The 26,296-nt window shown below is 74.1% G+C and carries 26 protein-coding genes and 1 pseudogene; 20 read left to right on the top strand and 7 right to left on the bottom strand.

The features are described from left to right. Positions 1-99: 99 nt before the first annotated feature. The 4 genes from ACFY61_RS31660 to ACFY61_RS31645 all read left to right on the top strand — a co-directional run bounded on the left by ACFY61_RS31660 (position 100) and on the right by ACFY61_RS31645 (position 3,413). Positions 100-621: a hypothetical protein gene (locus ACFY61_RS31660; RefSeq protein WP_389477848.1), complete on the top strand. Its 522-nt coding sequence runs from the start codon at positions 100-102 to the stop codon at positions 619-621. Between the two features lie 84 nt (positions 622-705). Further along, positions 706-1,551 (top strand): DUF4097 domain-containing protein, encoded by an 846-nt coding sequence (locus tag ACFY61_RS31655; protein ID WP_389477845.1) that lies wholly within the window; start codon positions 706-708, stop codon positions 1,549-1,551. A gap of 114 nt (positions 1,552-1,665) precedes the next feature. Continuing rightward, positions 1,666-2,628: an ATP-binding cassette domain-containing protein gene (locus ACFY61_RS31650; protein WP_389477843.1), complete on the top strand. Its 963-nt coding sequence runs from the start codon at positions 1,666-1,668 to the stop codon at positions 2,626-2,628. Continuing rightward, entirely contained in the window at positions 2,625-3,413 is a 789-nt protein-coding gene (locus ACFY61_RS31645; protein ID WP_389477840.1) for an ABC transporter permease, read from the top strand. Before ACFY61_RS31650 ends, ACFY61_RS31645 begins: the two co-directional genes overlap by 4 nt. A 207-nt stretch (positions 3,414-3,620) precedes the next feature. Here ACFY61_RS31645 and ACFY61_RS31640 read toward each other — a convergent pair whose 3' ends face one another. Beyond that, positions 3,621-4,358 carry a helix-turn-helix domain-containing protein gene (locus ACFY61_RS31640; protein WP_389477837.1) on the bottom strand — a complete coding sequence of 246 codons (738 nt, stop codon included), beginning with the start codon at positions 4,356-4,358 and terminating at the stop codon, positions 3,621-3,623. Between the two features lie 229 nt (positions 4,359-4,587). Between ACFY61_RS31640 and ACFY61_RS31635 the strand changes: the two genes are divergently transcribed. After that, positions 4,588-5,259 carry a DUF4097 family beta strand repeat-containing protein gene (locus tag ACFY61_RS31635; protein ID WP_389477833.1) on the top strand — a complete coding sequence of 224 codons (672 nt, stop codon included), beginning with the start codon at positions 4,588-4,590 and terminating at the stop codon, positions 5,257-5,259. A 126-nt stretch (positions 5,260-5,385) separates the two neighbouring features. Then, on the top strand, positions 5,386-6,243 hold the full coding sequence (locus tag ACFY61_RS31630; protein WP_389477830.1) for an alpha/beta fold hydrolase: 858 nt from the start codon (positions 5,386-5,388) through the stop codon (positions 6,241-6,243). 80 nt (positions 6,244-6,323) lie between these two features. Here the strand turns inward: ACFY61_RS31630 and ACFY61_RS31625 are convergent, their stop codons facing one another. Both ACFY61_RS31625 and ACFY61_RS31620 read right to left on the bottom strand, forming a co-directional pair. Further along, positions 6,324-7,445, bottom strand: a complete 1,122-nt coding sequence (locus ACFY61_RS31625) for a CU044_5270 family protein (protein WP_389477828.1) — start codon at positions 7,443-7,445, stop codon at positions 6,324-6,326. After that, positions 7,442-8,068, bottom strand: coding sequence for an RNA polymerase sigma factor (locus tag ACFY61_RS31620; protein ID WP_389477826.1), 627 nt, complete (start codon positions 8,066-8,068; stop codon positions 7,442-7,444). The genes ACFY61_RS31625 and ACFY61_RS31620 overlap by 4 nt, the downstream gene beginning before the upstream one ends. 234 nt (positions 8,069-8,302) lie before the next feature. Between ACFY61_RS31620 and ACFY61_RS31615 the strand changes: the two genes are divergently transcribed. Beyond that, positions 8,303-8,509 (top strand): cold-shock protein, encoded by a 207-nt coding sequence (locus tag ACFY61_RS31615; RefSeq protein ID WP_389477823.1) that lies wholly within the window; start codon positions 8,303-8,305, stop codon positions 8,507-8,509. An 87-nt stretch (positions 8,510-8,596) separates the two neighbouring features. Here ACFY61_RS31615 and ACFY61_RS31610 read toward each other — a convergent pair whose 3' ends face one another. Next, positions 8,597-8,950: a hypothetical protein gene (locus ACFY61_RS31610; protein WP_389477821.1), complete on the bottom strand. Its 354-nt coding sequence runs from the start codon at positions 8,948-8,950 to the stop codon at positions 8,597-8,599. 232 nt (positions 8,951-9,182) lie between these two features. On the opposite strand from ACFY61_RS31610, the gene ACFY61_RS31605 reads away from it, so the two are divergent. Beyond that, the gene (locus ACFY61_RS31605) at positions 9,183-10,409 is read left to right on the top strand and encodes an NAD(P)/FAD-dependent oxidoreductase (protein ID WP_389477819.1); all 1,227 of its coding nucleotides are present in this window, start codon (positions 9,183-9,185) and stop codon (positions 10,407-10,409) included. 10 nt (positions 10,410-10,419) lie between these two features. Beyond that, positions 10,420-11,358: a sigma-70 family RNA polymerase sigma factor gene (locus ACFY61_RS31600; protein ID WP_389477817.1), complete on the top strand. Its 939-nt coding sequence runs from the start codon at positions 10,420-10,422 to the stop codon at positions 11,356-11,358. Positions 11,359-11,367: 9 nt separating this feature from the next. On the opposite strand, the gene ACFY61_RS31595 is transcribed toward ACFY61_RS31600, so the two are convergent. Continuing rightward, the gene (locus tag ACFY61_RS31595; RefSeq protein ID WP_389477815.1) at positions 11,368-12,309 is read right to left on the bottom strand and encodes an AraC family transcriptional regulator; all 942 of its coding nucleotides are present in this window, start codon (positions 12,307-12,309) and stop codon (positions 11,368-11,370) included. A 140-nt stretch (positions 12,310-12,449) separates the two neighbouring features. Here ACFY61_RS31595 and ACFY61_RS31590 point away from each other — a divergent pair, with 140 nt between their 5' ends. The 10 genes from ACFY61_RS31590 to ACFY61_RS31545 all read left to right on the top strand — a co-directional run bounded on the left by ACFY61_RS31590 (position 12,450) and on the right by ACFY61_RS31545 (position 20,676). Beyond that, positions 12,450-13,223 carry an NmrA family transcriptional regulator gene (locus tag ACFY61_RS31590; protein ID WP_389477812.1) on the top strand — a complete coding sequence of 258 codons (774 nt, stop codon included), beginning with the start codon at positions 12,450-12,452 and terminating at the stop codon, positions 13,221-13,223. 181 nt (positions 13,224-13,404) lie between these two features. Continuing rightward, positions 13,405-13,950 (top strand): DUF1772 domain-containing protein, encoded by a 546-nt coding sequence (locus tag ACFY61_RS31585; protein ID WP_389477810.1) that lies wholly within the window; start codon positions 13,405-13,407, stop codon positions 13,948-13,950. 65 nt (positions 13,951-14,015) lie between these two features. Next, positions 14,016-15,587, top strand: a complete 1,572-nt coding sequence (locus tag ACFY61_RS31580; protein WP_389477807.1) for an AMP-binding protein — start codon at positions 14,016-14,018, stop codon at positions 15,585-15,587. Then, positions 15,584-15,844, top strand: a complete 261-nt coding sequence (locus ACFY61_RS31575; RefSeq protein ID WP_389477805.1) for an acyl carrier protein — start codon at positions 15,584-15,586, stop codon at positions 15,842-15,844. Before ACFY61_RS31580 ends, ACFY61_RS31575 begins: the two co-directional genes overlap by 4 nt. Before the next feature lie 3 nt (positions 15,845-15,847). After that, on the top strand, positions 15,848-16,903 hold the full coding sequence (locus ACFY61_RS31570; protein ID WP_389477802.1) for a hypothetical protein: 1,056 nt from the start codon (positions 15,848-15,850) through the stop codon (positions 16,901-16,903). Then, complete coding sequence (gene trpA, locus ACFY61_RS31565; protein ID WP_389477800.1) at positions 16,900-17,715, top strand: tryptophan synthase subunit alpha; 816 nt, start codon at positions 16,900-16,902, stop codon at positions 17,713-17,715. Before ACFY61_RS31570 ends, trpA begins: the two co-directional genes overlap by 4 nt. 13 nt (positions 17,716-17,728) lie before the next feature. Beyond that, positions 17,729-18,100 (top strand): ectoine synthase, encoded by a 372-nt coding sequence (locus ACFY61_RS31560; protein ID WP_389477798.1) that lies wholly within the window; start codon positions 17,729-17,731, stop codon positions 18,098-18,100. 10 nt (positions 18,101-18,110) lie between these two features. Continuing rightward, positions 18,111-19,247 carry an acyl-CoA dehydrogenase family protein gene (locus tag ACFY61_RS31555; protein ID WP_389477795.1) on the top strand — a complete coding sequence of 379 codons (1,137 nt, stop codon included), beginning with the start codon at positions 18,111-18,113 and terminating at the stop codon, positions 19,245-19,247. After that, positions 19,244-19,960, top strand: a complete 717-nt coding sequence (locus ACFY61_RS31550; protein WP_389477793.1) for an N-(5'-phosphoribosyl)anthranilate isomerase — start codon at positions 19,244-19,246, stop codon at positions 19,958-19,960. Before ACFY61_RS31555 ends, ACFY61_RS31550 begins: the two co-directional genes overlap by 4 nt. Then, a complete protein-coding gene (locus tag ACFY61_RS31545) occupies positions 19,960-20,676 on the top strand; it encodes an indole-3-glycerol-phosphate synthase (RefSeq protein WP_389477791.1) in 717 nt (238 codons plus the stop codon). The genes ACFY61_RS31550 and ACFY61_RS31545 overlap by 1 nt, the downstream gene beginning before the upstream one ends. A 103-nt stretch (positions 20,677-20,779) precedes the next feature. On the opposite strand, the pseudogene ACFY61_RS31540 reads toward ACFY61_RS31545, so the two are convergent. Further along, positions 20,780-21,199 (bottom strand): annotated as a pseudogene (locus ACFY61_RS31540) (bacterial transcriptional activator domain-containing protein); the annotation flags it as partial. Positions 21,200-23,791: 2,592 nt separating this feature from the next. Next, positions 23,792-25,792: an AAA family ATPase gene (locus ACFY61_RS31535; protein WP_389477789.1), complete on the bottom strand. Its 2,001-nt coding sequence runs from the start codon at positions 25,790-25,792 to the stop codon at positions 23,792-23,794. A gap of 228 nt (positions 25,793-26,020) precedes the next feature. Here ACFY61_RS31535 and ACFY61_RS31530 point away from each other — a divergent pair, with 228 nt between their 5' ends. Further along, positions 26,021-26,296: an acyl carrier protein gene (locus ACFY61_RS31530; RefSeq protein WP_389477787.1), complete on the top strand. Its 276-nt coding sequence runs from the start codon at positions 26,021-26,023 to the stop codon at positions 26,294-26,296.

Raw genomic sequence — 26,296 nt, 5'->3', positions numbered from 1 at the left:
CCCTGTTTCCGCAGGTCAAGCCCACTAGGTGCCATCTCGGCCCCCCATCGGCATCACTGCCACTTGCGCATGGTGCCACGATGGTGCCATGATGGCGTCATGGACCTCACCCCGTATGTCGACACTCTCCGCCGGGAACTCGCGGTGGCCGCCGAAGCCGGCGGGGAAGACGCCCGCGAGCTGGCCGAGAGGCTCACCGCTCCCCTGGAGTCGGCGACCCGGCTGACCATGCTCAACGTGCTCTCCGCCGCGATGGACGAGATCACCCGTGACCTCGCCCCCGGCTCGGTCGACGTACGGCTGCGCGGCCTGGACCCCGACTTCGTCGTGACCCTGCCGCCCGCCGAGGGCGGCGCCGTCGCCGAGCCGGCCCCCGCGCCCGTCGAGCAGTTCGGCACCATCGCCCCGGCGGACGGTGACGAGGGCGGCACCGCCCGCGTCAACCTCCGTCTGCCCGCCCACCTCAAGGCCCGCGCCGAGGAGGCCGCGAGCCGCGAGGGCCTCTCGGTCAACGCCTGGCTGGTCCGCGCCGTCTCGGCCGCCGTCGACGGCGGGCACCGCCCCCGGCCCGCCGAGAAGCCCCGGACCGTCGGACAGAGCATCACGGGCTGGGTGCGCTAGCCGCACCACCGCCCGCCCGCACCACGCCACCCACCACGTCCCACCAGCGGGGACGCCCACCAGAGCCATGAGGACGGGACAACCATGCCTGCTTTCGAGACCCCCGGACCGATCTCCGTCACCGCGCACGTCGAGGCCGGTTCCATCCAGTTCGTCGCCGGTGACCGCGCCGACACCGTCGTCGAGGTCAAGCCCCGGGACCCCCAGAAGGACCGGGACGTACGCTCCGTCCAGCAGACCGAGGTCACCTACTCCGGCGGCACCCTCACCATCGCCACCCCCCGGCTGCGCAACTCGCTCCGCCGCCCCGGCACGGTCGACGTGACCGTCGAACTGCCCGCCGGCTCCGCCGTCGACGTGACCGGCGCCTGGGCCCAGGTCCTCGGGGAGGGCAGGCTCGGCGAGGTCCGCGTCAAGACGTCGAGCGGCGACGCCCGGCTCGACACGACCGGCCCGCTGAAGCTGACCGCGTCACACGGATCGATCACCGTGGACCGCATCGAAGGCGCGGCCGAGATCACCACCAGCTCCGGCAGCCTGCGCGTCGGCCTCGCCGACGGCCCCGCCGTCCTGAAGAACTCACACGGCACCACCACCGTCGGCGCCGCGACCGGCGAGCTGCGGGTGAGCGGCGCCAACGGCGACATCGAGATCCGGCGCGCCGAGGACTCCGTCACCGCCACCACCGCCCACGGCACGGTGCGCGTGGGCGAGGTGGCCCGCGGCACCGTCCAGGTGGAGACCGCGTACGGCGCCATCGAGATCGGCGTCCGCGAGGGCACCGCCGCCTGGCTCGACGTCAGTTCCGGTGCCGGCCAGGTGCGCAACATGCTCAGCGCCTCCGGAGCGCCCGAGGACACCGAGGAAACCGTCAAGGTCCGCGCCCGCACCCGCTACGGCAACATCGACATCCTCCGCGCCCGGGCCTGACGCGGAAGGCCCCGGCCCACCTCCGCCGCCCGCCCGCCTGTCCCGCCCCGCCCCACCCCACCACCGCACCCGCCGCCCACCCCTCGAACGGAGGGCCCCGTGCCTTCTTCTGTCATGCCCACATCAACGTCGACCTTCCGGGACGCGGTCTCCGTCACCGGCCTGCGCAAGTCCTACGGCGACAAGACCGTCCTCGACGGCATCGACCTCCACATCCCGGCCGGCTCCGTGTTCGCGCTGCTCGGCCCCAACGGCGCCGGCAAGACCACCGCCGTGAAGATCCTCTCCACCCTCATCACCGCCGACGGGGGACAGGCCCGCGTCGCCGGCCACGACCTCGCCGCCGCCCCCCAGTCCGTACGCGCCGCGATCGGCGTCACCGGCCAGTTCTCCGCCGTCGACGGCCTGATCACCGGCGAGGAGAACATGCTCCTCATGGCGGACCTGCACCACCTCTCCAAGCGCGAGGGACGCCGCGTCACCACCGAACTGCTGGAACGCTTCGACCTCACCGGAGCCGCGAAGAAGCCTGCCTCCACCTACTCCGGCGGCATGAAGCGCCGCCTCGACATCGCCATGACCCTGGTCGGCGACCCCCGGATCATCTTCCTCGACGAACCCACCACCGGACTCGACCCCCGTTCCCGGCACAACATGTGGCGAATCATCCGCGAACTGGTCGCCGACGGCGTCACCGTCTTCCTCACCACCCAGTACCTGGAGGAAGCCGACGAACTCGCCGACCGCATCGCGGTCCTCAACGGCGGCAAGATCGTGGCCGAGGGCACCGCCGACGAACTGAAGCGGCTCATCCCCGGCGGACACGTCAAGCTCCGCTTCGCCGACCCGTCCGCGTACCAGGCCGCCGCCTCCGCCCTCACCGGAGCCGCGACCGACGACGAGGCGCTCTCGCTCCAGATCCCCAGCGACGGCAGCCAGCGCGAACTGCGCTCCGTCCTCGACTGGCTCGACTCCGCCGGCGTCGAGGCGGACGAACTGACCGTGCACACGCCCGACCTCGACGACGTCTTCTTCGCCCTCACCGGCACCAACCAGCCCACCAAGGACGCCCGATGAGCCTCTCCCTCGCCGTACGCGACTCGTCCACCATGCTGCGCCGCAACCTCCTGCACGCCCGGCGCTACCCCTCCCTCACGCTGAACCTGCTGCTCACCCCGATCGTCCTGCTGCTGCTCTTCGTCTACGTCTTCGGCGACGTGATGAGCGCCGGCATCGGAGGCGCCGGCGCCGACCGCTCCGCCTACATCGCCTACCTCGTCCCCGGCCTGCTTCTGATGACCATCGGCAGCACCACCATCGGAACCGCGGTCTCCGTCTCCAACGACATGACCGAGGGCATCATCGGCCGCTTCCGCACCATGGCCATCCACCGCGGCTCCGTGCTCGTCGGCCACGTCATCGGCAGCGTGCTCCAGGCCGTCCTCAGCGTCGTCCTGGTCGGCGCCGTCGCCGTGGCCATCGGCTTCCGCTCCACCGACGCCACGCTCCTGGAATGGCTCGCGGCCTTCGGCCTGCTCGTGCTCTTCGCCCTGGCACTCACCTGGATCGCCGTCGGGATGGGCCTGATCAGCCCGAACGCCGAGGCCGCCAGCAACAACGCCCTGCCGCTGATCTTCCTGCCGCTGATCTCCAGCGCCTTCGTACCGGTCGACGCGATGCCGGGCTGGTTCCAGCCGATCGCCCAGTACCAGCCCTTCACCCCCGCCATCGAGACCCTGCGCGGCCTGCTCCTCGGCACCGGAATCGGCCACAACGGCTGGCTCGCCCTCGCCTGGTGCCTGGCCCTGGCCGCCCTCGGCTACCGCTGGGCCAAGGCGGTCTACGACCGCGACCCCAGCTGACCCGCACCCCGACCCGACACGTCCCGACCCTCCGACAGGCCCCGCGACCGCGGGGCCCTTTCGGCTTCAGCGGACCCGCCCGCAGTGCGGCGCGCAGCGCCGAGTCGCCGGCTGGCCGGCCGGCCCGGCGTGGCCGACCCGGACAAGCCGCGGGCCGTCGGGGCCGGCACCGCCCACGACGTCGGCACGCGGCTCCCGCGCGGGGGCTCAGGGGGCGGCACTGCCTGACCCCGACCCGGGCCGGGTGTGGAGGATGTCCCGGGCCTGCTCCGCGGCGCGGACGATGCTCTCGCTGACGAAGTCGACGAACCGCGCGATGTTCTCCAGGCGGGCAGCGGCCGGGGTGCCGGGTCCCAGGACGCCGACGCCCTGCCGCGCGGTGTCGACGATGTACGTGCTCGCGCGGGCGCTGGCCATCATCGACTGGTACCAGACGTCGTCGTCCACGAAGTAGCGCTCGCGCCGGCGCTCGTCGCGTTCCCGCCGCACCAGGCCCTGCCCGTCGAGGAACGCGATCGCCTTGGAGACCGACGCCGGGCTCACCTGGAGCCGTTGGACCAGCTCGGACGCGGTGAGGCTGCCCGCGTCGGTGGTGTAGAGGCACACCAGCACCCGGGCCGGCATCTTGGCCAGGCCCGACTGCATGAGGACGGTGGTGAACGCCTCCTCGTACTCGCGCACGGCCTCCGGGTCGCGTCCGTGCGCCGGTGCGGCCGTCGTGGTGCCGCGCGGCGCGGCCTGCTTGCGGCGGCGGGCGCGCTGCTCGGTGGCGCGGTGGGCGATGTCGGCGCGGTACGCGGTGGGGCCGCCGTTGCGCATCACCTCGCGGGTGATGGTCGAGGTCGGGCGGTCGAGCCGTCTGGCGATCTCCGCGTAGGCGAGGTCGTCGGCCAGTCCCAGCGCGATCTGCCGGCGTTCGGCCTGGGTGAGTCTGCCTCCCGGCATCGCGGCCTCCTTGATGGTCCGTGGTGCCCCCACCCTAGCGTTCACCTCCATTCCATTGCAACGCCTGACGGGGCGTATGTTGCGTTAGATTCAGGCCTGTTGCAACGAATGAATGCCTCTGACCTGCGCAAATAGCATTTCTGTGCAACGAGTCTGTTGCCGCCATCGTGAACGCAACTTAATGTTTCCAATGTCAGAAACACAGACACCGAGTGCAGGAGAGCACACCATGCAGACGTTCCCCACCACCGCCCCCGTCGTCGCCGTCCTCGACGTCCCCGCCGGGCACATCCGGCTCGTCGCCGCCGACCGGACCGACACCACGGTCGAGGTCCGGCCGGCGGACGCCGCGGACAGCCGCGACGTGAAGGCGGCCCAGCGGACCGAGGTCGCCTACGCCGACGGCGTCCTGCGGATCGGCTCCCCGATGCCGAAGAACCGCCTCCTGGGCGGCTCCGGATCCATCGAGCTCACCATCCAGCTCCCCGCCGGCTCCCGCGTCGAGGCGAAGGCGGCCAGCGCGGAACTCCGCGGCGTCGGCCGCCTCGGCGACGTCGTCTTCGAGGGCGCGCACGGCACGGTCAAGCTCGACGAGACCGCCGGCGCACACCTCACCCTCGACGCCGGCGACGTCTCCGTCGGCCGCCTGACCGGCCCCGCCGAGATCACCACCCAGAAGGGCGACCTCCACATCACCGAGGCCCTGCACGGCACGGTCGTGCTGCGCACCGGACACGGCGGCATCTCCGTCGGCGCCGCCCGCGGGGTCTCCGCCACCCTGGACGCCGGCACCGCCTACGGCCGGATCCGCAACACGCTCCGGAACGGCGACGGCTCCGCCGCCGCGCTGAACATCCAGGCGACCACGTCCTACGGCGACATCACCGCCCGCAGCCTCTGACGCGGCCGGCACACCGCACCACGCACACCGCACCACGCACACCGCACCACGCACACCGCACCCGCGCACCGTGCCGTACCACGCACCACCGGCCCACCTCACCAACACCCGGGAGAAGCCCCCACCATGACCACCACCGTCCCCACCCACACCCCCACCCCCACCCCCACCCCCACGACCGCCTCCGCCATCCCGTCCGCCTGGACCGGCATGGTCCCGGTCGACGACACCGCACTGGCCGTGACCGACACCGGCGGCCCCGGCCGCCCCGTCGTCTACCTCAACGGCTCCTACGCCGACACGTCCCACTGGCGCCGCGTCATCGCCGACCTCGGCCCCGGCTACCGGCACATCACCTACGACGAGCGCGCCCGCGGCAAGTCGCGGCTCTCCTCCGACTACTCCTTCGAGGCCTGCGTCCGCGACCTCGACGCCGTCCTCCGGGCGCGGGGCGTGGACCGGCCGATCCTCGTCGGCTGGTCCTACGGCGCGGCCCTCGCCGTGAACTGGGCCGCCCGCAACCCCGACCGCACCCGGGCCGTGGTCTCCGTGGACGGCGCGCTCCCGCACGAGTGGCTGGACGACGCCGCCCGCGCCCAGATCCGCAAGCTGTTCCGCCGGCTCAGCCCGCTGTTCCCGGTCGCCCGACGGCTCGGCCTGGCGGCCCGGATGGACGCCCGGCAGCACGCCGAGATCAACATCGAGGCCAACGAGCTCTGCGCCCCCGCCGTCCTCGAACCGGTCCTCGACGCCGTGACCGCACCGGTCCGCTACGTGCTAGCCACCGGCGGCAACCTGGGCGGCGACCCGGAGCTGATGGAGCGGATCCGCGCCAACCTCGACCCGGTCCGCGCCCGCAACCCGCACATCCGGGTCAGCGCGAAGGTCCCGAGCAACCACTCGAAGATCCTCCGCAACGACTTCCGGGCCGTCGCGGACGCGGTCCGCGAACTCGCGGCCACCACCGGCCACGAGCCCGCCTGACCGCCCCGACCCGGGGCCGGGCGCCAGACCCCCGGCCCACGCCCCGGCCCACGCCCCGGCCCCCGGCCCCCGCGCGCCGGTCAGCCGGCGGCACCCGGCATCTGCTTGACGCGGTCGACGACCGCCCGGGTCATCACGGCGGCGGTGAACACGACCGTGCCGGGCTTGATCAGGCCCTGCTCCCCGGACTCGCCCTTCACCTGGACGGTGCGCTCGCCCAGGAACGCGAGGGTCCCGCGGTCGAAGATCCACTCCTCCCGCTGACCGGACTGCTCGTCGAGCCGGGCGACGGCGATCCCGTGCCGGCCCGCGGCGTCCACCGCGTCGTCCACCGTCACCACACCCGGGATCTTCGCCGCGGCCTTGTAGAGCGCGGCGGTGAGCGCGGCCGGCGGGTGGCTGCCGCGCAGCAGGTCGCCGATGGTGGTGAAGGCCTGCTGGTCGGGTCCGTTGCCCCGGCCGGCGGTCTCCTGGTAGATGCGCCGCAGCAGGGCGTCCGGGTCGGTGGGGAGCGCGACGAGGTAGTCGTGGCTGGGCGAGTTGAGGCTCGGCTGCGGAGTCCGGCCCGTCTCGTCGGGCCCCTCCAGCGTCACCCCCTCGGGGCCGGTGTTGCCGGGCTCGATCAGCCAGCCCTTGGTGCCGTCGGGGGAGTTCCACTGGTGCCGCATGTGCAGTTCCTCGCTGACCAGCTCGCTCTTGCTCCCGACGGTCCGCACGTACGTCGTGGCCGTCTTGCTGCCGACGTAGAGGAACTGGTCCGCCCGCACCGCCGCCGAACCGGACGCGGGGGAGGAGGCGGCGGCCAGCGAGATCCGGTCCAGCAGCTGCGGGGTGCCCTTCGGGTCGGCGGCGCCGATCCGCGTGGTCAGCACCGGACCGGTCGCCACCGTGGACCCGGGCCCGTCGACCGCGCCGCGGTCCACGTACGCGAAGAAGCCGGTGGCGAGCGCCCCGGCCAGGGCGAACGCGGCGGCGGGCACGAGGACCGCACGGCGCAGGAACGGATTGCGCGGCCCGGCGCCACGGGCGGGCGTGGCGGCGGTGGCGGCGTCGGCGGGGCGGAGGTCTTCGTGGATCCGGGCCATCAGGCGCTCCTTGTGGAACTGGTGGCGGCCCGCGGGGAGTTCCCGTGCGGCGAACTCCAGGAGGAGCGGCTCGTCGTCCCCGCCGGCCGGGTGGGGCCGGGAAAGGTCGGCGTTCATCGGATTCCTTCCTGTGCGGACCGGACCGCGGTCGCGCGGTCGCCATATGTCTGTCGGAGCGGGGCGGCGGGTTCCCGCCCGTGCCTGGCGAGTTCCGCCTCGGCGAGCTTGCGCAGCTTCGTACGGGCCCGGGACAGCCGGGAGCGGACGGTCCCCACCGGGATCCCGAGGACCCGCGCGGCCTCCGCGTACTCCAGCCCCTCACCCAGGCACAGCAGGAGCACCTCGCGCTCGGCCCGGCGCAACGCGCCCAACTGCGCCAGCGTGACCCGGATCCGCCGCCGGTCGTCCAGCCGCCCCGCGACCTCCTCGGCGTGGTCGGGCACCGACACGGCGCCCGCCGTCGTGGCCGCGGCGACGGCGGCCCGGTAGCGCCGGTTGCTGCGGCAGTGGTTCCGGGCGAGGTTGGTGGTGATGCCGAGGAGCCACGGCCGCAGCGAGCCGCCTTCGGCGTCGACGGTCCCGCGCAGCCGCCACGCCTCCATGAAGGCCGCCGACATCACGTCCTCGGCGACGGCCCAGTCCCCGGTCATCCGGAAGGCATGGTTGTAGAGGGTGCGGGCGTAGCTGTCGAACAGCTCCGCATAGGCGTCCGGATCCCCGGACCGCACCCGGTTTCGCATCTCTGTCGTCACCCCTCTCGGCTGTCCGGCAGCCACGGCCGGGTTCCCGTGACCTCCACCACACCCCCGCGGACCGGCGGGGCTCCCCGCTCGCGTACGGAGCGTACGGAGCCGTCCCGGGCCGTCCGGGCCGGCCCTCCCCGGGTCCGCCGGGTTTCCGGATCCCCACCAGGGGGAGGATCCGCGCGGTACCGAGGCGAACCGGTCTCGGACACGGCAGAAAGGGCGTGACAGATGCCGCAGCAGGGCACCGTCAAGTGGTTCAACGCGGAGAAGGGCTACGGCTTCATCGCCGTCGACGGCGGAGGGCCGGACGTGTTCGTGCACTACTCCGCCATCGCGGGCGACGGCTACAAGAGCCTCGACGAGAACCAGCGGGTCGAGTTCGACGTGAGCCAGGGCCAGCGGGGCCCGCAGGCGGAGTCCGTCCGCGTCCTCTGAAGGCCGCCCCCGGGCCCGCGAGGGCGGGCCCCGATGCCGGGGGCGGGGCAGCGGAGGACCCCGGGCGGTGGGCAGACGCCCGGGACCTCAGCGGAACTCTTGGACCACCTGGATCGCGCCGACGATGTGGGCGTTGAACTCGTCCAGCTCCTCGGCAGGGACCCACAGCTCCAGGATCGTCCGCCCGCCGGCCTGCCGGACGGGGTAGCGGCTCAGGAACTCCGAGTCGACCTCGAAACGGGTGACGAAGCCGGCGCCGTCGTGCTTCACGTTCCAGTCCCGCGCGATCCTGACCGCGTAGTCCTCGTTCAGGACCGGGTAGAAGATCGGCTGGTCGGGCAGCCGGGGCGGCCAGGCCCGCCAGCCCAGCTCGCGCACCAGCTCCAGCTCCCTCGGGCCGGTGGGGCGCCACAGGGTCGTCGTCGCTCGCGGGCTGGTCATGCGCATCACTCTCTGGACGTGGACCGCCGACAGGGCACGGCGGTTCGGAGGACCGGACGCTACCGGCAGCCCACACCCGGCCGCCACGTGTTTCCGCCCGGCACACGCCCGCGCAGGCCGGGGCGGGCCGCCGCACCGTGCCCCGCCCGGTGACGGGCGTCACATCCCCCTCCTGTCAGCAATCGCCGCGCCGCCCCGTTCAAAGGGCACGCGAACAGACAGGAGCCCTGCCATGAAGCACCGCATCGTCGTACTCGGCGCCGGATACGCCGGGGCCTTCGCCGCCGGGAACCTGGCCCGCCGGCTCTCTCCGGCCGACACCGAGATCACCGTCGTCAACGCCGTGCCCCACTTCGTCGAACGGATGCGGCTCCACCAGCTCGCCACCGGCCGGGACCTGACGTTCCGCAAGCTGAGCGAGGTGTTCGCGGGCACCGGCGTACGGCTGCGCGTGGCGCGCGTCGCCGGAGTCGACGCCGAGCGCGGCACCGTCGCCCTGACCACCGGCGACGACGACAACGGCACCGGCACCGGCCCCGGCGAGGCCGAACTCGCCTACGACACCCTGCTCTACGCACTCGGCAGCACCGGGGCCGACCACGGCGTCCCCGGCGTCGCCGAACACGCCCACGACGTGACCGGCCTGTCCCAGGCGCTCCGCCTGCGCGACCGCCTGGCCGGCCTGCGCGCGGGCGGCACCGTCCTCGTCGTCGGCGAGGGGCTGACCGGCATCGAGACCGCCACCGAGATCGCCGAGGCCCGGCCCGACCTCTCCGTCTCGCTCGCCGCCCGCGGCGAGCCGGGCGCCTGGCTCGCCCCCGCCGCCCGCCGCCACCTGCGCCGGGCACTGGACCGGTTCGGCATCACCGTCCACGCACACACCGCGATCGAAACGGTGGAGCCGGCACGGGCGGTCGCCGCCGGCGGCAGGTCCCTCCCGGCCGACGTCACCGTGTGGTCGGCCGGCTTCGCCGCGCACCCCATGGCAGCCGCCGGCGGCCTGGAGGTCACCGGGAGCGGCCGGATCGTCGTCGACCGCAGCATGCGTTCGGTCTCCCACCCCGACGTCTACGCCGCCGGTGACTGCGCCCACGCGATCGGCGACAACGGCAATCCCCTGCCGATGTCCTGTGCCTCGGCCGGCTACACCACCATGCAGGCCACCGCCGCGATCATCGCGCGCCTGACCGGCGGCCCCGTCCCGACCACCGGTCTGAAGTACCACGGCAACCACATCGGCCTCGGACGACGGGACGCGATCTTCCAGATGGTGGACGGCGCGGCCAGGCCGAAGTCCTGGTACCTGGGCGGCCGGACCGCCGCACGGCTCAAGTCGGGCGTGATCGCCACGGCCGCCTGGAGCATCGTCCACCCGACCTTCGGCATGCCGGCGCGGCGCCGCCGCCCGGCCACCACCACCCTCCGCCCCGGCCCCGGCGCGGAGACGGCGGCCGCCTAGGCTGCCCCGCATGGACTCCGCGGCGATCGACCGGTTCGAGGCCGGCCGGGACCGGCTGGCCTCGCTCGCGTACCGTCTGCTCGGGTCCGCGGCCGACGCGGAGGACGTCGTCCAGGACGCGTTCCTGCGCTGGCAGGCCGCGGACCGCGAGCGCATCGAGGTGCCCGAGGCGTGGCTGACGAAGGTCGTCACCAACCTCTCCGTCGACCGGCTCCGCTCGGCGCGGGCCCGCCACGAACGCGCCGCGGGGGACTGGCAGCCCGAGCCGCTCCTGGACGGCGACCCGATGCTGGGCCCCGCCGAGACGTTCGAGCAGCGCGAGTCGGTGTCCCTGGCCGTGCTGACCCTCATGGAGCGCCTCTCGCCGGTCGAGCGGGCCGCCTACGTCCTGCGCGAGGCCTTCGCGTACCCCCACGCCGAGATCGCCGGGATCCTCGACATCACCGAGTCCGCGAGCCAGCAGCACCTCCACCGGGCCCGCCGCCGGATCGCCGCCGGACGCCGCACCGGCGACGGGGCGGACCCCGCCGCCGCGCGCCGGATCGTCGAGGAGTTCCTCGCCGCCGCCGTGTCGGGGCGCACCGAACGGCTGGTGGAGATGCTCACCGCCGACGCCACCCTGGTCTCCGACGGCGCCGGCCTGGCCGGGCGGCTGCTGCGGTACGACACGCGCGAGCGCGTCGCCTCCTTCGCGCGGGCCGGCTTCAGGCCGACCCCGGCGAAGCGGCGGCTGGCGGGCGGCACACCCGCGCTGTACGTCGAGCTGGTCAACGGCTCCCCGGCCGTCCTCGCCGTGGTAGGCGACCGGGTCGTGGGCGCCGTGGCGTTCGAGGTCTGCGACGGCAGGGTGGCGGCCCTGCGCGGCATCGCCGCCGCCGGCCGGCTCACCCGCCTCAACGAGGCGTGGCGGCGGTACGCACCCGGCGCGCCGGCCGTCGGGGCCTGGTGACCGACGCGCTCAGCGGGCCGGCGCCGCGCTGCGGTGCTCCTGGGGGCTGATGCCGTACACCCGCTTGAACGCCGAGCTGAGGGCGAACCCGCTGCCGTAGCCGACCTGCCGGGCCACCGCGTTCAGCGTGTCGTCGGACTGTCGTAGCAGGTCGGCGGCCAGGGCCAGGCGCCACTCCGTCAGGTAGGTCATCGGCGGCGTGCCGACGGCACTGCGGAAGCACTCCGCCAGCGTCGCCCGCGACACGCCGACCCGCGCGGCGACCCGCGCCAGCGTCCAGTCGGCCGCCGGTTCCTCGTGGAACAGGCGCAGCGCCTCCCCGGCCACCGGGTGGGTGTAGGCCCGGTACCAGGCCGGAGCCTCCGTCTCGGGCCGGTCGAACCACACCCGGAGCACCGAGATGAGCAGCAGGTCGAGGAGGCGGTCGAGCACGACGCCCTGGGCCGGTCCCTGCTTGGTGACCTCACGGGTCAGCACCGGGAGCAGCGTCGAGTCCCACGAGTCGGCGGACACGACCAGCAGCGGCGGCAGCACGTCGAGCAGGCGCTGGCCGACCGCGCCGACCTCCTCGTACACGCCGAGCATCAACTGCACCGGCCCGTCCGGGTTGCTGCCCCAGGTGCGCACCCCCAGCGCCATCCGTTCGCGCAGCTCGACGCCCTCGGGCGTCACGCACTGCTGCCCCGGGTTCACGATGACCTGCTGCGGGGTCGCCGGGTCGTCGCACATCACGTACGGGTCCGGCCCCCGGACGATGGCGACGTCGCCCGGGCGCAGCCGCACCGGCTCGCCGCCCTCGGGCTCGATGTACGCTTCGCCGCTGAGCATGACGGCGAGGCACAGGGGGGACTCGTCCTGGACCCGGATCGACCACGGCGGGTCCAGCACGATGCGGAGGAGGAAGGCACCGCTGGCACGCGGTCCCTCAAGTAATCCTGCGAGAGCGTCCATTGACCCAGAATAGACGACCGGACATGCAGTCCGGCATCTCGGCCATGGACCGTCCAGACGCCGACGCCCAAACTTGAGGCATGACAACAAACGAGCACACCACGTTGGTTCTTGGCGGTACCGGCCGGGTCGGTCGCCGGGTGACGAAGCGACTGGTCGAGCGGGGCGTGAACGTCCGGGTCGGCTCCCGCTCCGGCAAGCCCCCGTTCGACTGGGAGGACTCCTCGACCTGGGCGGACGCCTTCACCGGTGTCCAGTCGGCCTACCTGATGTACTACCCCGAGGTCGAGTGGCCCGGCGCCAGCGACGCCATCGCCACCGTCGCCGGACTGGCGGTCGACGCGGGCGTCCAGCGCCTGGTCCTGCTGTCCGCCCGCAACCAGGACGAGGCCGTCCGCTGCGAGGACGCCGTCACCGCCCTCCCGGTCGAGTGGACCATCGTCGCCCCCGCCTCGTTCAACCAGAACTTCGACGAGGGCGTGTTCCTCGAACCGCTGCGCCAGGGCGTGCTGGCCCTGCCCGCCGGCGACAACGCCGACCCCTTCGTCGACGCCAACGACATCGCCGACGTCGTGGTCGCCGCCCTCACCGAGGAGGGCCACGTCGGCCAGCGCTACGAGCTGACCGGCCCCCGCCTGTGGACCTTCGCCGAAGGCGTCGCCGAGATCGCCAAGGCCACCGGCCGCGAGCTCCGCTACGAGCCCATCACCCGGCAGCAGTTCGCCGACGCCATCGTCGACGACGGCGCCCCGCGCGCCTTCGCCGACCCGCTGGCCACGCTCATCTCCGAGTTCTTCGACGGCCGCAACAGCTCCCTGGCCGACGGTGTCGAGCGTGCCCTGGGCCGCAAGCCCCGCGACTTCGCGGACTGGGTCGCCGAGATCGCCCGCACCGGCGTCTGGAACGCGGCCTAGAACAGCGACTCGCCGGGGATCCGGGCCGAGCACGAGGCGGGGGAGGCCGGGGGCCGTCACCGACGCGCCCCCACCCTCCCCCGCCCGGCCCGCCCGCCCCGCACCGGCACCGTCCCCGACCACCCGACCCCTCGGGAGAGTCCATGCAGAACCACACGACCGTGCGGTCCGGGGGGCGATCGTGAGCTCCTGGAGAACCGTCACCCTGGTCGGAGCCACCCTCACCTCGGGACTGACGGCGGGCCTCTTCGCCGCCTGCTCCTACGCGATCATGCCCGCGCTCGCCCGCAGCGAGGACCGCGTCCTCATCGAAGTCATGCAGAACATCAACGAGGTCATCCTCAACCCGGTGTTCCTGAGCTGCTTCGCGGGCGGCCTGGCCTTCTCCGTCGCGGCCACGGCCACCCACCGCCGCACCCCCGACAGGGCCCTCCGCACCTGGATCACCGCCGGCGCCGTCTGCTACCTGACGATGCTCGCGATCACCGCCGGCTTCCACGTCCCGCTCAACTACGACCTGGCCGCGGCCGGCGACCCCGCCGGCATCCAGGACACCGCCGCCGTCCGCGAGGCCTTCGAAGACCCGTGGGTCCTGGCGAACCACGCGCGCGCCCTCGCCAACACGGCCTCCTTCGCCTGCTTCTCCTGGGCCCTGGTCCTCCTCGGCCGTTCCGGGACCCGCTCCCACGCCCCCGCGCCGCGCGGACGGGTCCCCTCGGCGGTCTGACCCGTCGCACCGTGCCCGAGCCGGCCTTGCGGTGAAGTTGCGGCCTCCCCCGCACGATGCTGGGGATGACGAAACTAACCCGGCTCTGGACCTCGTTCGCCCGACAGGTCGACGCCCGCCCCGACGCCACGGCCCTCGTGACCCGGGACCGGCACCTCACCTACGGCGAACTCGCCGACCTCGTGGCCGAAGCCTCGGTCCGCCTGGACCGGCTCGACACCACCGGCGGCGAACCGATCGGCATACCCGCCACCAAGACGCCCCGCACCATCGCCCTGGTGCTGGCGTGCCTGCGGGCGGGCCTCCCCGTGGTGCTCCCCTCGGCCACGCTGCCCGCCACCACACTGCAACGCCTCCTGGACCGGGCCGGATGCCGTCACGTCGTCCACGCCGACGACGACGCCGGCGCCGCCCGGACCGGCGCGGCGCCGGCCCCAGCCACCCCCGCCCGGTCCGGCGCCGCTCCGGCCCCCGCCGGCCCCCGCGGACCCCACGACCCCGACGACGTCGCCTTCGTGCTCACCACGTCGGGGTCGACCGGCCTGCCCAAACTGGTGCCGCTCACCGCCGGCGCGGTCGAGCGCTTCGCCGACTGGGCCGCCGCCCGGTTCGACCTCGGCCCCACCGCCTCGGTGCTCAACTACGCCCCCCTCAACTTCGACCTCTGCCTCCTCGACGTCTGGGCCACGCTCCACCACGGCGGCCGCGTCGTCCTCGTCGACCCCGACGCCGCCACCAACGGCCGCCACCTCCTCGACGCCATCGAGGACAACGCCGTGACGGTCGTCCAGGCCGTGCCCATGGCCCACCAGCTGATGGTCGACGCCGCCGGCGATCCCGCCCGCCGGCTCACCTCGGTCCGCCACCTCCTCTTCACCGGCGACCACATGCCCGCCCGCTGCCTCGCCCGGCTGCCCGCCGTCTTCCCCGCCGGCCGCTTCTACAACGTCTACGGCTGCACCGAGACCAACGACAGCTTCCTGCACGAGGTGGACCGGCACGCACCACCCGCCGACGCCGTCCCGCTCGGCACGCCACTGCCCGGCGTCGAGGCGGTCGTCCTCGACGACGAAGGTGCCGTGGTCACCGGGCCCGGACGGGGCGAACTGGTCGTCGCCACACCGTTCCAGTCCGCCGGCTACCTCGGCGCCGACCCGGCCCTGCCCGGCCCGTTCGTCGACGCCCCCGAAGGCCGCCCGCCCGGCACCGCCACCCGCTTCTACCGGACCGGCGACGTCGTGCGCCGCGACGGCGACGGCGTCCTCCACCTGGAAGGACGCAACGACCACCAGGTCAAGGTGCGCGGCACCCGGGTCAACACCGCCGTGGTCGAACAGGTGCTGCTCGACCACGAGGAGATCGCCGAGGCCGTCGTCCTCGCCGTCCCCGACCCCGTCGCCGGCCACCTGCTGCACGCCGTCGTCCGCCGCGTCCCCGGGGCCACCGTCAAGACGCTCGGCCTCCGCCAGCACTGCGCCCGGCACCTGCCCACCGCGGCCATCCCGTCCAACCTCCGCCTGTCCGAGGACCCCTTGCCGCGCACGTCCACCGGCAAGGTCGACCGCCAGTCCCTCGGCCGGCACCTGATGTCACCTCGCCCCGAGGCGACCGTCGCCAGAAAGGAACCGGCACGATGAAGAACGAGCACCTCATCAAGCGCTACGTGATCGAGGAGTTCATGCCCGACGTCGACGCGTCGGAGCTGACCAACGACTACGACCTGCTCACCAACGGAGTGGTCGACAGCCTCGGCCTGCTCAAGCTCATCGCCTGGATCGAGACCGAGTTCGACGTCACCGTCGACGACGCGGCCCTCGACCCGGACAACTTCCGCACCGTCGACGCCATCGAAGCCTTCGTGGCACGGGCGTCGGCCCCGGTGGAGGTGAGCTGACCCGTGCACGACGCGTCCGCCGCCCTGCTGGCCGGCCGCCCGGTCGACACCGCGACGTGGTCGTCGTTCTGGGACGAGCTGAGTGCCGACACCCTCGACCCCGGCGAGCCGGCGTCGCTCCTCGCGGCGCTCGACCTCGACACGGTCGCCCCCGAGACGCTCACCGACCTGGTGCGGTCCCTGCACGCGCGCCGCACCGGGCCGGTCCGCCCCTTTCCCGGGGCGGTCAACGTGGTCGGCACGGGCGGCGGCGCATCGACCTTCAACGTCTCCACCGCCGCAGCCTTCGTCGCCGCCGCCCTCGGGGCGCGGGTCGTGAAGACCGGATCGCGCGCCTACAGCAGCAAGTACGGCTCCATCGACCTGCTCGTCCGCCTCGGCATCCCGCTCACCAAGTCGTACGACGAGACCGCCGAGTCACTGGACCGCCACGGCGTCGCCTTCGCCGGCTACTTCGTGTACCCGGTCGAGCTGACCGTGCTGGCCCGGCGCATCATGCCGCAGCCCATGCGGCCCTACGGACGGGTACTCAACACACTCGGCCCGTTCCTGCCCGCGCTGCCCGGCACCCGCCAGCTCACCGGCCTGTCGAACCCGGGCCTCCTGCCCCTGGCCCGCAGGCTCGCGACAGCGGTCGACGACCGCGACATCTGGCTGTGCACCAACGACGTCGGCGCCGACGAACTGATCAGCTTCGCCGACAACGCCGTGGACCGCGGCCCCGGCATGCCCGCACTCCAGCTGGGCCGCGACGGCCTCGGCACGGTCGGCGGCACCCTGACGGACCTGGCCCCGGTGGCCGACCCCGCCCGCGTCGTCGGACACTTCCTGGACGTCGTGTCCGGGCGGGCCGGCGAGGTCGCCACCCAGACCGTCGCCCTCAACGCCGCCGCCCTGGCCATCGCGGCCGGGCAGGAGACGGAATGGCGCCCCGCCATGGCCGCCGCCGTCAAGGCGATGCGGCGCGGCCTGGTGCGCGACCTCGTCGAGACCGTACGGGCCGCCGGACCGGCACCCGCGCCCGCGCGGGCACAGCTGGCGAGGAGCGGCGTCCGGTGACCGCCTTCTTCCCCCGCCCGCCCGGCCTGGCCGTGTTCCTCAACGCCGGCGACCCGCCCCTCGACGTACTCGACGACGTCGCCGACATGCTCGACGACCACGAGGTCGACGTCCTCGAACTCGGCGTGCCGTTCCCCGACTCGATCAGCGACGGGCCGGTGATCCGCCGGTCCGCCGACCGGGCCCTCGCCGCCGGGACCGAACTGGAGGACGCGCTCGCCTTCGTCGAACGCTCCCGCAACCGGCACCGGCACCTGCGGGTGGTCGTCCTCGCAGACTGGGCCCACACCGTCCGCCCCCGCTCGATGGCCCGGGTCGTCACCGCCATCGCCGAATCCGGGGCGGCCGGGGCGCTGCTCCACGGCGCCCCGCCCCGGGCCCGCCCCGACTTCTACGACCGGGCCGGCGCCGCCGGACTCCCCGTCGTCACCACGTGCTACGCGTCCTCCGACCCCCGCGTCGTGGCCGAGGCGGCGGCCCACGCCTCCGCCTACGTCTACCTGGTCACCCACTACGGCCAGAGCGGCGCGGGCCCGGCACCCGACCCGGGCGCGCTCCGCGCCCCCGTCGACGCCCTGCGGGCCCTGACCGGCGCACCGATCGCCGCCGGCTTCGGGGTGCGCACCGCCACCGACGTCGAACGGGTGCACGCGGCGGGCGCGGACGCCGCCGTCGTCGGCAGCGCCGTCGTAGCCCGCGCCGAGGCGTCCCTCCTCGGCGGCGGCGACGTCGTCACCGACCTCGCCGCCCTCGTCACCGACCTCCGTCCCCACCACAGCCCCCGGTCCCCGCGACCGGTCACCCAACCCTGAGAGGAGCGCTCCCATGATCGTGCGCGAACTGGACGACGTCACCACCGTCGACTGGGGCAACGGCCTCAGCCGCCGCTTCCTGCTGGAGGCCGACGGCCTCGGCTACACCGTCACCGACACCACCGTGCGGGCCGGCACCAAGTCCCTGCTGGAGTACCGCCGCCACCTCGAGGCCTGCTACTGCATCGAGGGCTCCGGCGAGGTCGTCGCCCTCGACGGCACCACGCACCGCATCACCCCCGGCACCCTGTACGCGCTCGACGAGCACGACCCGCACTACCTCATCGCCGACCCGGACACCGACCTGCGCCTCGTGTGCGTGTTCTCTCCCGCCCTCCGTGGCGACGAGCGGCACAGCCTCGACGCCGGCCCGTCCGCCTACTGAGGCCGCGGGCATGCGCACCTGGGACGAAGACCAGCTCGCACTGCGCGAGGGTATGGAGCGGTGGTGCCGCGACCTCGCCGTCACCGGGCACGGTCCCGCAGGGGACGGTTTTCCATGGGACGCGTGGAAGCTGGTCCGCTCCTCGGGGCTGCTCGGCCTGCCGTTCGACCCCGCCCGGGGCGGGGCCGGCCTCGACCTGCTCACCACCATGTTCGTGCTGGAGGCCCTCGGCGAGGGCTGCCGCGACGGAGGCCTCAGCTTCTCCGCCGCCACCACCATCTGCAGCACGGGCGTCCCGCTCCAGCACTTCGGGACCGACGAGCAGAAGGACCGGTACCTGCCCCGGGTGTGCTCGGGCGAACTGATCGGCGCCCACGCCATCAGCGAGCCCGACACGGGGTCGGACGCCCTGAACATGCGGACGACGGCCGTGCGGGACGGAGACCACTTCGTACTCAACGGCAGCAAGAGCTTCGTGACCAACGGCCCGATCGCCGACGTGGTCGTCGTCTACGCCAAGACCCGGCCCGAAGGAGGCCCCCTCGGCATCACCGCCTTCCTCGTCGAGACGGACACCCCCGGCTTCTCGGCCGGCCGCCCGCTCAAGAAGATGGGCCTCGCCTCCTCCCCGATGAGCGAGCTGTACTTCGACGACTGCCGGGTACCCGCCGACCGCGTCATCGGCGGCATCGGACGCGGGTACCTGCTGCTCGAACACGTCATGAAGTGGGAGATCCTCTGCTCCTTCATCATCAACGTCGGGGAGATGCGGCACCGGTTCGAGCGCTGCCTCGAATACGCCCGCACCCGCACCCAGTTCGGCAAGCCGATCGGCTCGTACCAGGCCGTCTCCCACAAGCTGGTCGACATGCGCATCCGGCTGGAGACGGCACGCCGGTGGCTCTACGACACCGCCGAGCGCCTCGTCGCCGGCGAGGACGTCACGATGGACGTGGCGATCGGCAAACTGCTCACCAGCGAGGCCAACGTGGCCTCCGGACTGGCGGCCATCCAGGTCTTCGGCGGCAACGGCTACATGTCGGAGTACGGCCTCGACACCGAGCTCGCCAACGCCGTGGGCAGCACCATCTACTCGGGCACGACGGAGATCCAGTACAACCGGATCTCCTCGCTGCTGGGGCTGTGACCGTGCTGCTCAAGGTGTGCGGCGCCACCAGCCGCGAAGACGTGGAGCTGCTCGGGGCCGCCGGCGCCGACCTCATCGGCCTGTGGCGCGGGGTCCCGGGCGGCCACGCCGACCTGCCCCCCGGCCGGTTCACCGCCCTGGCGGAGGCGTGCCGCGCCGCCGGGGCGGCCGCCCCCGGGCGGCCCGCACCGGAACCCATGCTGGTCACCTTCCTCCGGACCCCGGCCGCCATCCTCGACGCCGCCCGCACCGCCGACGTGCGGTGGCTGCAACTCCACGGCTACCAGCCCCCCGGCGTGGTGGCCGCCATCAAGCGGGGATGGCCGGAGGCCACCGTCGTCAAGGTCCTCCACGTCACCGGCGACGCCTGCCCCGAACGCCCGCTGCTGGCCTCGTACGAGCGGGCCGGGACCGACCTGTTCCTGTTCGACGCCGTGGGCGCCGGCGGGCGGGTCGGCAGCACCGGCCGCTCACTGGAACCCGACGTGGTGATCGACCTGGCCGAGGCGACCTCGCGGCCGTTCCTCGTCGCCGGGGGCATCTCGGCCGCCAACCGCACCCACTACGAGAAGGTCGCCGCCCACCCCCGCTTCGCCGGCGTCGACGTCGACACCGCGGCACGCGACCGCACCGGAGCGTTCTGCGCCCGGAGCGTCGCGGACATCCGGGAGCAATGGCGTGCCTCCCCCGACCTGGAAGGGGTGATCCCCTGATGCCCCCCTCGTTCACGGACGCCCTCACGGACGCCCGACGCCCCGTGATCATGGAGCTCAAACCCCGCTCGGCCGACGGGGAGGACCTGTTCCGCGGCCGCAGACCGGCCGAGATCGTGGCCCGCTACGAGGCCGCCGGCGCCCCCTGCCTCTCGGTCGTCACCGGCCGCTGGTTCGGCGGCGACACCGGCCTGCTGGCCGAGGTGACCGCCCTCACCGACCTGCCCGTCCTGCAGAAGGACTTCATCACCAACACCGGCCAGCTGCACGCGGCACGCGAACTCGGCGCGTCCGCCGTACTGCTCACCGCCGCACTCCTGCCCGCGGCGGCGCTGGCGCGGCTGACCGGAGCCGCCCTCGCGCTCGGCCTCACCCCGTTCGTCGAGGTGGCCGACGCCGCCGAGATCGAGGCGCTGCCGTCCTGCGAGGGCTGTGTGGTGGCCGTCAACAACAAGGACATCCGCGTCCGCGAACGCGGCGACGCCGACACCGGCCGCAGCCTCCGGCTGCTGCCGGACGTGCGGCGGACCGGCACGCCCTGCCCCGTCAGCGCCAGCGGCATCGACGACCCGCAGGTCGCCGCCCGGCTCCTCAACGCCGGCTACGCCGGACTGCTGATCGGGACCCGGCTGCTGCAGGCCGACCGTCTGGAGTCATGGTGCGAGGAACTGGACGCCCTGCGTCCTGCGTCGCCCGCGCTCCCTCCAGCCGGCTGAGCGACAGCTCGTCCCACTCGAAGGCCAGCGGCACACCCAGCTCGTTGGCGGCGGCCATCACCCGGGCGGCGAGGTCGTTGGCCTCCAGGCACCGCCGCCCGGCGACCAGGGCCCGGGCGACCCGCAGCGGCCGCTCCTGGTCGTACGGGTCGAGCTCCATGGCCGCCTCCAGCCGGTCCAGCGCCTCCTCCAGGTCACCCGACTCCAGCGCGGCCGCCAGCACCACGTCGATCAGACCGAGCACCCGCCAGTGCACCACCTCACGGCGCTGCGCGATGCGGTCGTCGTACAGGTCGTCGGGCAGCAGCGGCCCCGTGAAGGCGGCGAGCGCCTCCCGGGCACGGGCCACGCGCTCGCCGTCCTGCACGGCGGCGACGGCCCGCGCCAGGTCCTCGAACGAGTGCAGGTCGACCCTGCACGTCGACAGGCACAGCAGCTGCCCCCTGCGGATGACGAGCGAACCGTACGTGGCGCGGGCCCTGGTCAGGACGTTCTTCAGGCGGCGCTGGCCGACCCCGGGCATCTCACCCGGCCACAGCGTCTCGACCACCGTCTCGACCCGAACGGACCCGCCCGCCAGCACCAGGTGCTTCACCAGCTGGGCGGCCCGGCCGGTCCCGTTGATCACCCCCTGGCCGTGGCGGACCTCGAACCCGCCGAGCACCCGCAACTCGTAACCGCCACCACCACCGCCACCGCCACCGCCGCTGGGCGCGGCCGCCACCACGGGCGGAGGAACCAGGACCGCCGACCGCAGGACCCCGACCACCCGGCGCTCCCGGCGGTCGGGCAGGTCGGGATGGCCGAGGCCGGCCGCCCGGTCGAGGGCCACCAGCAGACGCTGGTGCGCGGCGTCGACGTGGCCGCGGGCGTGCAGGACGTAACCCGTCAGCAGCTCCGCCTTCCACCGCAGGCAGGGGGCGACCTCCCCGTCCTCCAGCATCCGCTGCAGCAGGTCGGCCGCCTCCTGCTCCCCCCGGCGGGCCCCGATGAACGCCTCCGTCAGCGCCAGGGTCACCGGATCCTCCATGCCGTGCTCCCGCGCGGCCGCCAGCAGCCGGGCCGCCGGCGCGTCGGCACCGACCGCGGCGCAGGCGTCGGCGGCCTCGCACAGGAACAGCAGACTGCCGGTGTTGTGGATCATCTGGCCGAGGTGGGCCTCGGCCAGGGCGAGCTGCTCCAGCACCCCCGACCTGTCCTGGGCGTTGGCCGCCACGATCAGACGGGTCCACGCGGCATGACCGGTCACCCACCCGATGTGCAGCAGTTCCGCGAGCCGCATCGCGTCGTCCAGGATGGCCGGCGCCCGCTCCGCCTCGCCGCCCAGCGCCAGCAGCCGCGCCTCCATGACCAGGCACAGCATGCGGTCGAACTGCGTGTCGCTGGAGGCACCGAGCTGCCGCAGCAGCACGGCACCCTCGCCCGTCTTCCCCAGGGCGGACAGGACCCGCGTGGCGAGACCCCGCCGGACCGCGGCGACGCGCGCCGGCTCGCCCAGCTCGCCCCACGCGATGGCCGCCTGCCGCATGGCGCCCTCGGCCCGGCGCAGGCTCGGCCCGTCGGGACGGTCGGACAGCGCCACACCCAGGGCCTCCAGCAGACTGGCCTGGGCACGGGTGCCCTCGGCGGCCTCCTTGAGGAGCCGCTCGACCTGCGGCAGCACGTCGGGATCACGCAGCAGCGCCCGCTGGATCAGCCATTCGCTCTCGACCTCGACGGCGAGGTCCTCGTCGGTGTCCCGTTCCCGTACGACGCGCAGCGCCCGGCCGATGACCTCCCGCTCCTCGGCGAGCTGGCCGAGGTTGCGGTGCGTGCGGGCCAGGTGCAGCAGCCCCTGGGGCGCGGCCTCGGCCGCGGGCCCGAGGCGGGCCATCAGGTGGATGAACTCCACCGGGTCGAGCTGGTTGACGCGCGAGGTGGGCAGCCTCGCGACGAGCGCGGCCGCCTGCTCCGGATCCCCGCTGTCCACCAGCAGCCCGGCCGCGGCCAGTTCGGCGCCCTGGGACACCAGCAACGGCGCCGCCCGCTGGGCGATGGCCGGGTCGAGCGGCACCAGCGCGGACAGGATCTCCCGCGACTCGGCGCACAGGTGCGACCAGCCGTCGGCACCCACGGCGAACGGGATGCCCGCCCGGATGAGCCGCCGCAGCAGCCCCGGCTCGCCCAGACCCTCCACCAGACTGTCGTTGACCATCGGGAACGCCGCCACCTGGGTCAGCAGATACCGGTCGGCCGGGTCGAGTTCGGCGGCGTAGTGGTCCATCAGCTGCCGGATCAGGCCCGGACGCCGGAGCAGCCCCGTGGCGGCCGCCATCCGGTCCGACTCCCGGGCGAGCCTGCGCAACATCACCAGCAGCAGCGCCACCCAGCCACCCGTCAGGTCGTACAGGGTGGTGGCCAGCCGCTCCCCGTCCTCCTCCCCGATCCCGATCCGGGCCAGGGCCGTGGTCTCCTCCTGCGTGAGGCGCAGGTCCTGGGTGTTGAAGCGCTCGGCGGTGCCCTGGAACTCCATGGCCGCCAGCGGCGCCGGCAACAGCCGGCTGCTGACCAGGATGCGCAGCGGCGGCATGCCGTCCCGCACCAGATCGGCCAGCCAGGCCGCGGCCTCGTCGGTCAGCGCCTCGGCGTTGTCGACGATCAGGAGGCCCGGCCCCGCCGACGCCGCCAGCAGCTCGCCGATGCGCCCGGCGGCGCCGGTGGCCGCCCGCGGCCGGCCGGTCCGCTGCTCGGCGGCGTCGAGGATCACGGACGTCAGCTCGTCGACGCCGACCGGGCGGTCGCGCGGCAGCCGCACCTCCAGGCCACCGCCGGCGCCGGCCCGGACCTGCCCGACCAGGACGCTCTTGCCGAATCCCCCGCCCGCCTCGATGAGGACCGAGTGCCTGGCGTTGACGATGTCTTCCACGAGCCGCTGACGCGGGACGAAAGGCACTCGAGCCATGAGAGGCAGTCCCCTTCTTCTGCCGGGCTGGACCGGCGCCCCCCAGGACCTCCGGCAGCACTCCAGGCGATTGGGGTCCGACTGTACGCCAGCGATGACGCAAGGTGATGATCCGTCACCCATGTCTGTCACCTAGCACCGTTCACCGCCCCGGGGCGCCGGAGAACCCCCTCCTCAGGGCCGCTCGGCCCCGGTGCGCGACAGTTTGTCGTTGCCCTGGCGCGGCCCCGGGACCATCCGCTGCAGGGAGGTGACGTGGCGGCGCCGGGCCCCGCTCACCTGCTCGTCGACCGCCTGCCGGACCACCTCGTGCCGGAACCCGTAGATCGCCGGCCGGTCGGGGTGCTGCGAACCCGCGGCGGTCACCTCGGCGAGGATCCCGCCCTGTAGCAGCGCTTCGAGCGCGTCCAGCGCCGCCAGCACGTCCAGCCCCGCGGCGCCCGCGACCTCGTCGAAGTCGACGGACGGGCCGGTGACGGCCGCGACCTGGAGCAGCCTGGAGGCGTCCGGGCCGACGGCGGCCTGCTTGGCCGCGACCAGCCGGGCGACGGCCGGCGGGACCGCGTCGGGCCCGGCCGGGTTCCGCAGCATCTCCAGGAGCATGAACGGGTTCCCGCCGCTGCGGGCGTGCAGCCGGCGGACCGGATCGGCGTCCGCGCCACCGCCACCGCCACCGGCCCCGCCCGCCGTCCCGCCCGCGCCGCCCGCCCCCAGCTCCCGCACCAGCGCCCGCGCGGCGTCCAGGTCCAGGCCGCCGAGGGCCACCTCGGTCCCGTCACCGGCGTGCTCGCACGGGAGCAGCGCCTCGTCCAGACCGGTCCGCACCCGCCGCCAGGCCGACGTCGGCAGGTCGTTCCGGGCGGCGACGACCACGCACAGCCGGGCACCGGCGGTGGCGCGCAGCAGGTGCCGGAGCAGAGCCACCGTCTGCGGGTCCGCCCAGTGGGCGTCGTCGACCAGCACGGCGCAGGGCCGCTCACCCGCCGCCACCAGCAGCAGCTGGGTCAGCGCCGCGAACACGACCGGCTGCGCGGGCAGTTCACCGGGAGGGCACGGCCCCCCGAGCGAGGGCAGCAGCAGGCGCAGCACCCCTCGGACGGCGGGCCCGACCCCGTCGAGCAGGTCTTCGGGCGAGGCGGCGACCAAGCCGTCCAACGCCTCCACCACCGGCTGGTACGGCACCACCGCACCCTCGTCGCACCGGCCGACCAGCAGCAGCCCGCCCTCGGCGGCCACCATCGCCCCGGCCTCGCGCAACAGCCGCGTCTTGCCGACCCCCGACTCGCCCGTCACCAGGACGAACTGCCGGCGGCCGCGCGCCGCCCTCCCCCAAGCGCCGGCCAGCGCCGCCATCTCGTCCTCCCGCCCCGCGAACGGGACCGGACGGCGCCCGGCGGCCGGGCCGGCACCCGGCGCGGCCGGCGCCGACGACGGGCCCAGCAACGCCAGATAGGCCGCCTCCGTCTCCGGCGACGGATCTACGCCCAGCTCCTCGGCCAGGTACCGGCGCAGTCGCTGGTACGCCCGCAGGGCCTCGCCCCGGTTCCCCATGGCCTCGTGCACCGCCATCAGGCACCGGTGAGCGCTCTCCCGCTCCGGCGCCCGGGTCGTCGCCTCCTCGGCGAGCAGCACCGCCCGCACGTGGTCCCCCGCGCCCGTCGCCGCCCGGCCTGCGACCTCCAGGGCCGTGACCAGGTGCCCGGCCAGCCACTCGCGCCGGCCCGCGGCCCAGTCGCCCTCGTGCTCGGACAGGAACGGGAAACGCAGCCGTTCCACCGCGCCCGTGGCCAGCCGGTCCGCGGTGGCCACGTCACCGGCGGCGAGCGCCTCCTGCGCCGCGGCCACCGACCCGGTCGCCTCCTCCACGTCGACCCGCACGCCCGCGCCCAGCGCCAGCACGTACCGGCCTCCCCGCATGACCAGCGGGTTCCCCTCCTCGTTCCGCAGCGGCCCGACCAGCGCCCGCAGCCGGCTCACCAGCGTCCGCAGGGCCGACGCCCACGTGGGCGGAAGCTCACCCGGCCATATGACGTCGGCCAGCTCGTCCCGCGTCACCCCCTCCGGACCGGCGAGGACCAGCCGGGCGAACGCCACCCGGGCCTGCGCGCTCTGAAGGTGGTGCACGGTGCCCGCGCACCGCACGGCCATCGGTCCCAGCAGCTCGATCTCGGCCATCAACAGCCCCCCGTAGCCTGAAAGTGCCTGTGGTTCCGACAGGTTCCGGCCCGGTGGTACCAGCGGGGCCCCTGCCCGCGACACCGCCCCGGTACCACCGCGGTCCCGCGGCCCGGGCGGTGCCGCCCGGCCCGGGAGCCGCCCCTGGGCTTGCGAAACGCTTGCACCGGCCCCCGTACCGTCCGGCCGTCGGGCCGTCAGGCCGATCACGATGATCAGGAGTGCGCCATGCAGCTTCCCACCCTCGAAATGTCCGTCAGCCGGCTGATGGCCGTGAGCCGGGTCAAGGACTTCGACCCGGACTCCCCGCTCACCACCTCCGGCGTCGACTCGCTCGACCTCATGGAATGGGTCGCCGACATGCAGGAGCGTTACCCCGACCTCGGCGTGGACGAGTCCGTCGTCGAACTCGTCGACGACACCGCCACCTTCCGGGGCATCCACCAGCAGCTGCTGGCCGCCCACGGCGTCTCCCCGGCCGCCGCCGCGGCCGGCGACGCGTGA

Source organism: Streptomyces sp. NPDC012888 (assembly GCF_042900645.1).
GTDB lineage: Bacteria > Actinomycetota > Actinomycetes > Streptomycetales > Streptomycetaceae > Streptomyces.
The sequence above is the reverse complement of the archived record's forward strand: the minus strand, read 5'-3'. Positions and strand labels throughout refer to the sequence as shown.

Bases quoted from the DNA above. Each gene is read 5' to 3' on its own strand.
- ACFY61_RS31560 (WP_389477798.1), top strand. From the start codon at position 17,729: ATGATCGTGCGCGAACTGGACGACGTCACCACCGTCGACTGGGGCAAC.
- ACFY61_RS31615 (WP_389477823.1), top strand. From the start codon at position 8,303: ATGCCGCAGCAGGGCACCGTCAAGTGGTTCAACGCGGAGAAGGGCTAC.
- ACFY61_RS31645 (WP_389477840.1), top strand. From the start codon at position 2,625: ATGAGCCTCTCCCTCGCCGTACGCGACTCGTCCACCATGCTGCGCCGC.
- ACFY61_RS31545 (WP_389477791.1), top strand. From the start codon at position 19,960: ATGCCCCCCTCGTTCACGGACGCCCTCACGGACGCCCGACGCCCCGTG.
- ACFY61_RS31555 (WP_389477795.1), top strand. From the start codon at position 18,111: ATGCGCACCTGGGACGAAGACCAGCTCGCACTGCGCGAGGGTATGGAG.
- ACFY61_RS31610 (WP_389477821.1), bottom strand. From the start codon at position 8,950: ATGACCAGCCCGCGAGCGACGACGACCCTGTGGCGCCCCACCGGCCCG.
- ACFY61_RS31580 (WP_389477807.1), top strand. From the start codon at position 14,016: ATGACGAAACTAACCCGGCTCTGGACCTCGTTCGCCCGACAGGTCGAC.
- ACFY61_RS31575 (WP_389477805.1), top strand. From the start codon at position 15,584: ATGAAGAACGAGCACCTCATCAAGCGCTACGTGATCGAGGAGTTCATG.
- ACFY61_RS31605 (WP_389477819.1), top strand. From the start codon at position 9,183: ATGAAGCACCGCATCGTCGTACTCGGCGCCGGATACGCCGGGGCCTTC.
- ACFY61_RS31655 (WP_389477845.1), top strand. From the start codon at position 706: ATGCCTGCTTTCGAGACCCCCGGACCGATCTCCGTCACCGCGCACGTC.
- ACFY61_RS31600 (WP_389477817.1), top strand. From the start codon at position 10,420: ATGGACTCCGCGGCGATCGACCGGTTCGAGGCCGGCCGGGACCGGCTG.
- ACFY61_RS31620 (WP_389477826.1), bottom strand. From the start codon at position 8,068: ATGCGAAACCGGGTGCGGTCCGGGGATCCGGACGCCTATGCGGAGCTG.
- ACFY61_RS31635 (WP_389477833.1), top strand. From the start codon at position 4,588: ATGCAGACGTTCCCCACCACCGCCCCCGTCGTCGCCGTCCTCGACGTC.
- ACFY61_RS31535 (WP_389477789.1), bottom strand. From the start codon at position 25,792: ATGGCCGAGATCGAGCTGCTGGGACCGATGGCCGTGCGGTGCGCGGGC.
- ACFY61_RS31650 (WP_389477843.1), top strand. From the start codon at position 1,666: ATGCCCACATCAACGTCGACCTTCCGGGACGCGGTCTCCGTCACCGGC.
- ACFY61_RS31530 (WP_389477787.1), top strand. From the start codon at position 26,021: ATGCAGCTTCCCACCCTCGAAATGTCCGTCAGCCGGCTGATGGCCGTG.
- ACFY61_RS31595 (WP_389477815.1), bottom strand. From the start codon at position 12,309: ATGGACGCTCTCGCAGGATTACTTGAGGGACCGCGTGCCAGCGGTGCC.
- ACFY61_RS31660 (WP_389477848.1), top strand. From the start codon at position 100: ATGGACCTCACCCCGTATGTCGACACTCTCCGCCGGGAACTCGCGGTG.
- ACFY61_RS31630 (WP_389477830.1), top strand. From the start codon at position 5,386: ATGACCACCACCGTCCCCACCCACACCCCCACCCCCACCCCCACCCCC.
- ACFY61_RS31625 (WP_389477828.1), bottom strand. From the start codon at position 7,445: ATGAACGCCGACCTTTCCCGGCCCCACCCGGCCGGCGGGGACGACGAG.
- ACFY61_RS31640 (WP_389477837.1), bottom strand. From the start codon at position 4,358: ATGCCGGGAGGCAGACTCACCCAGGCCGAACGCCGGCAGATCGCGCTG.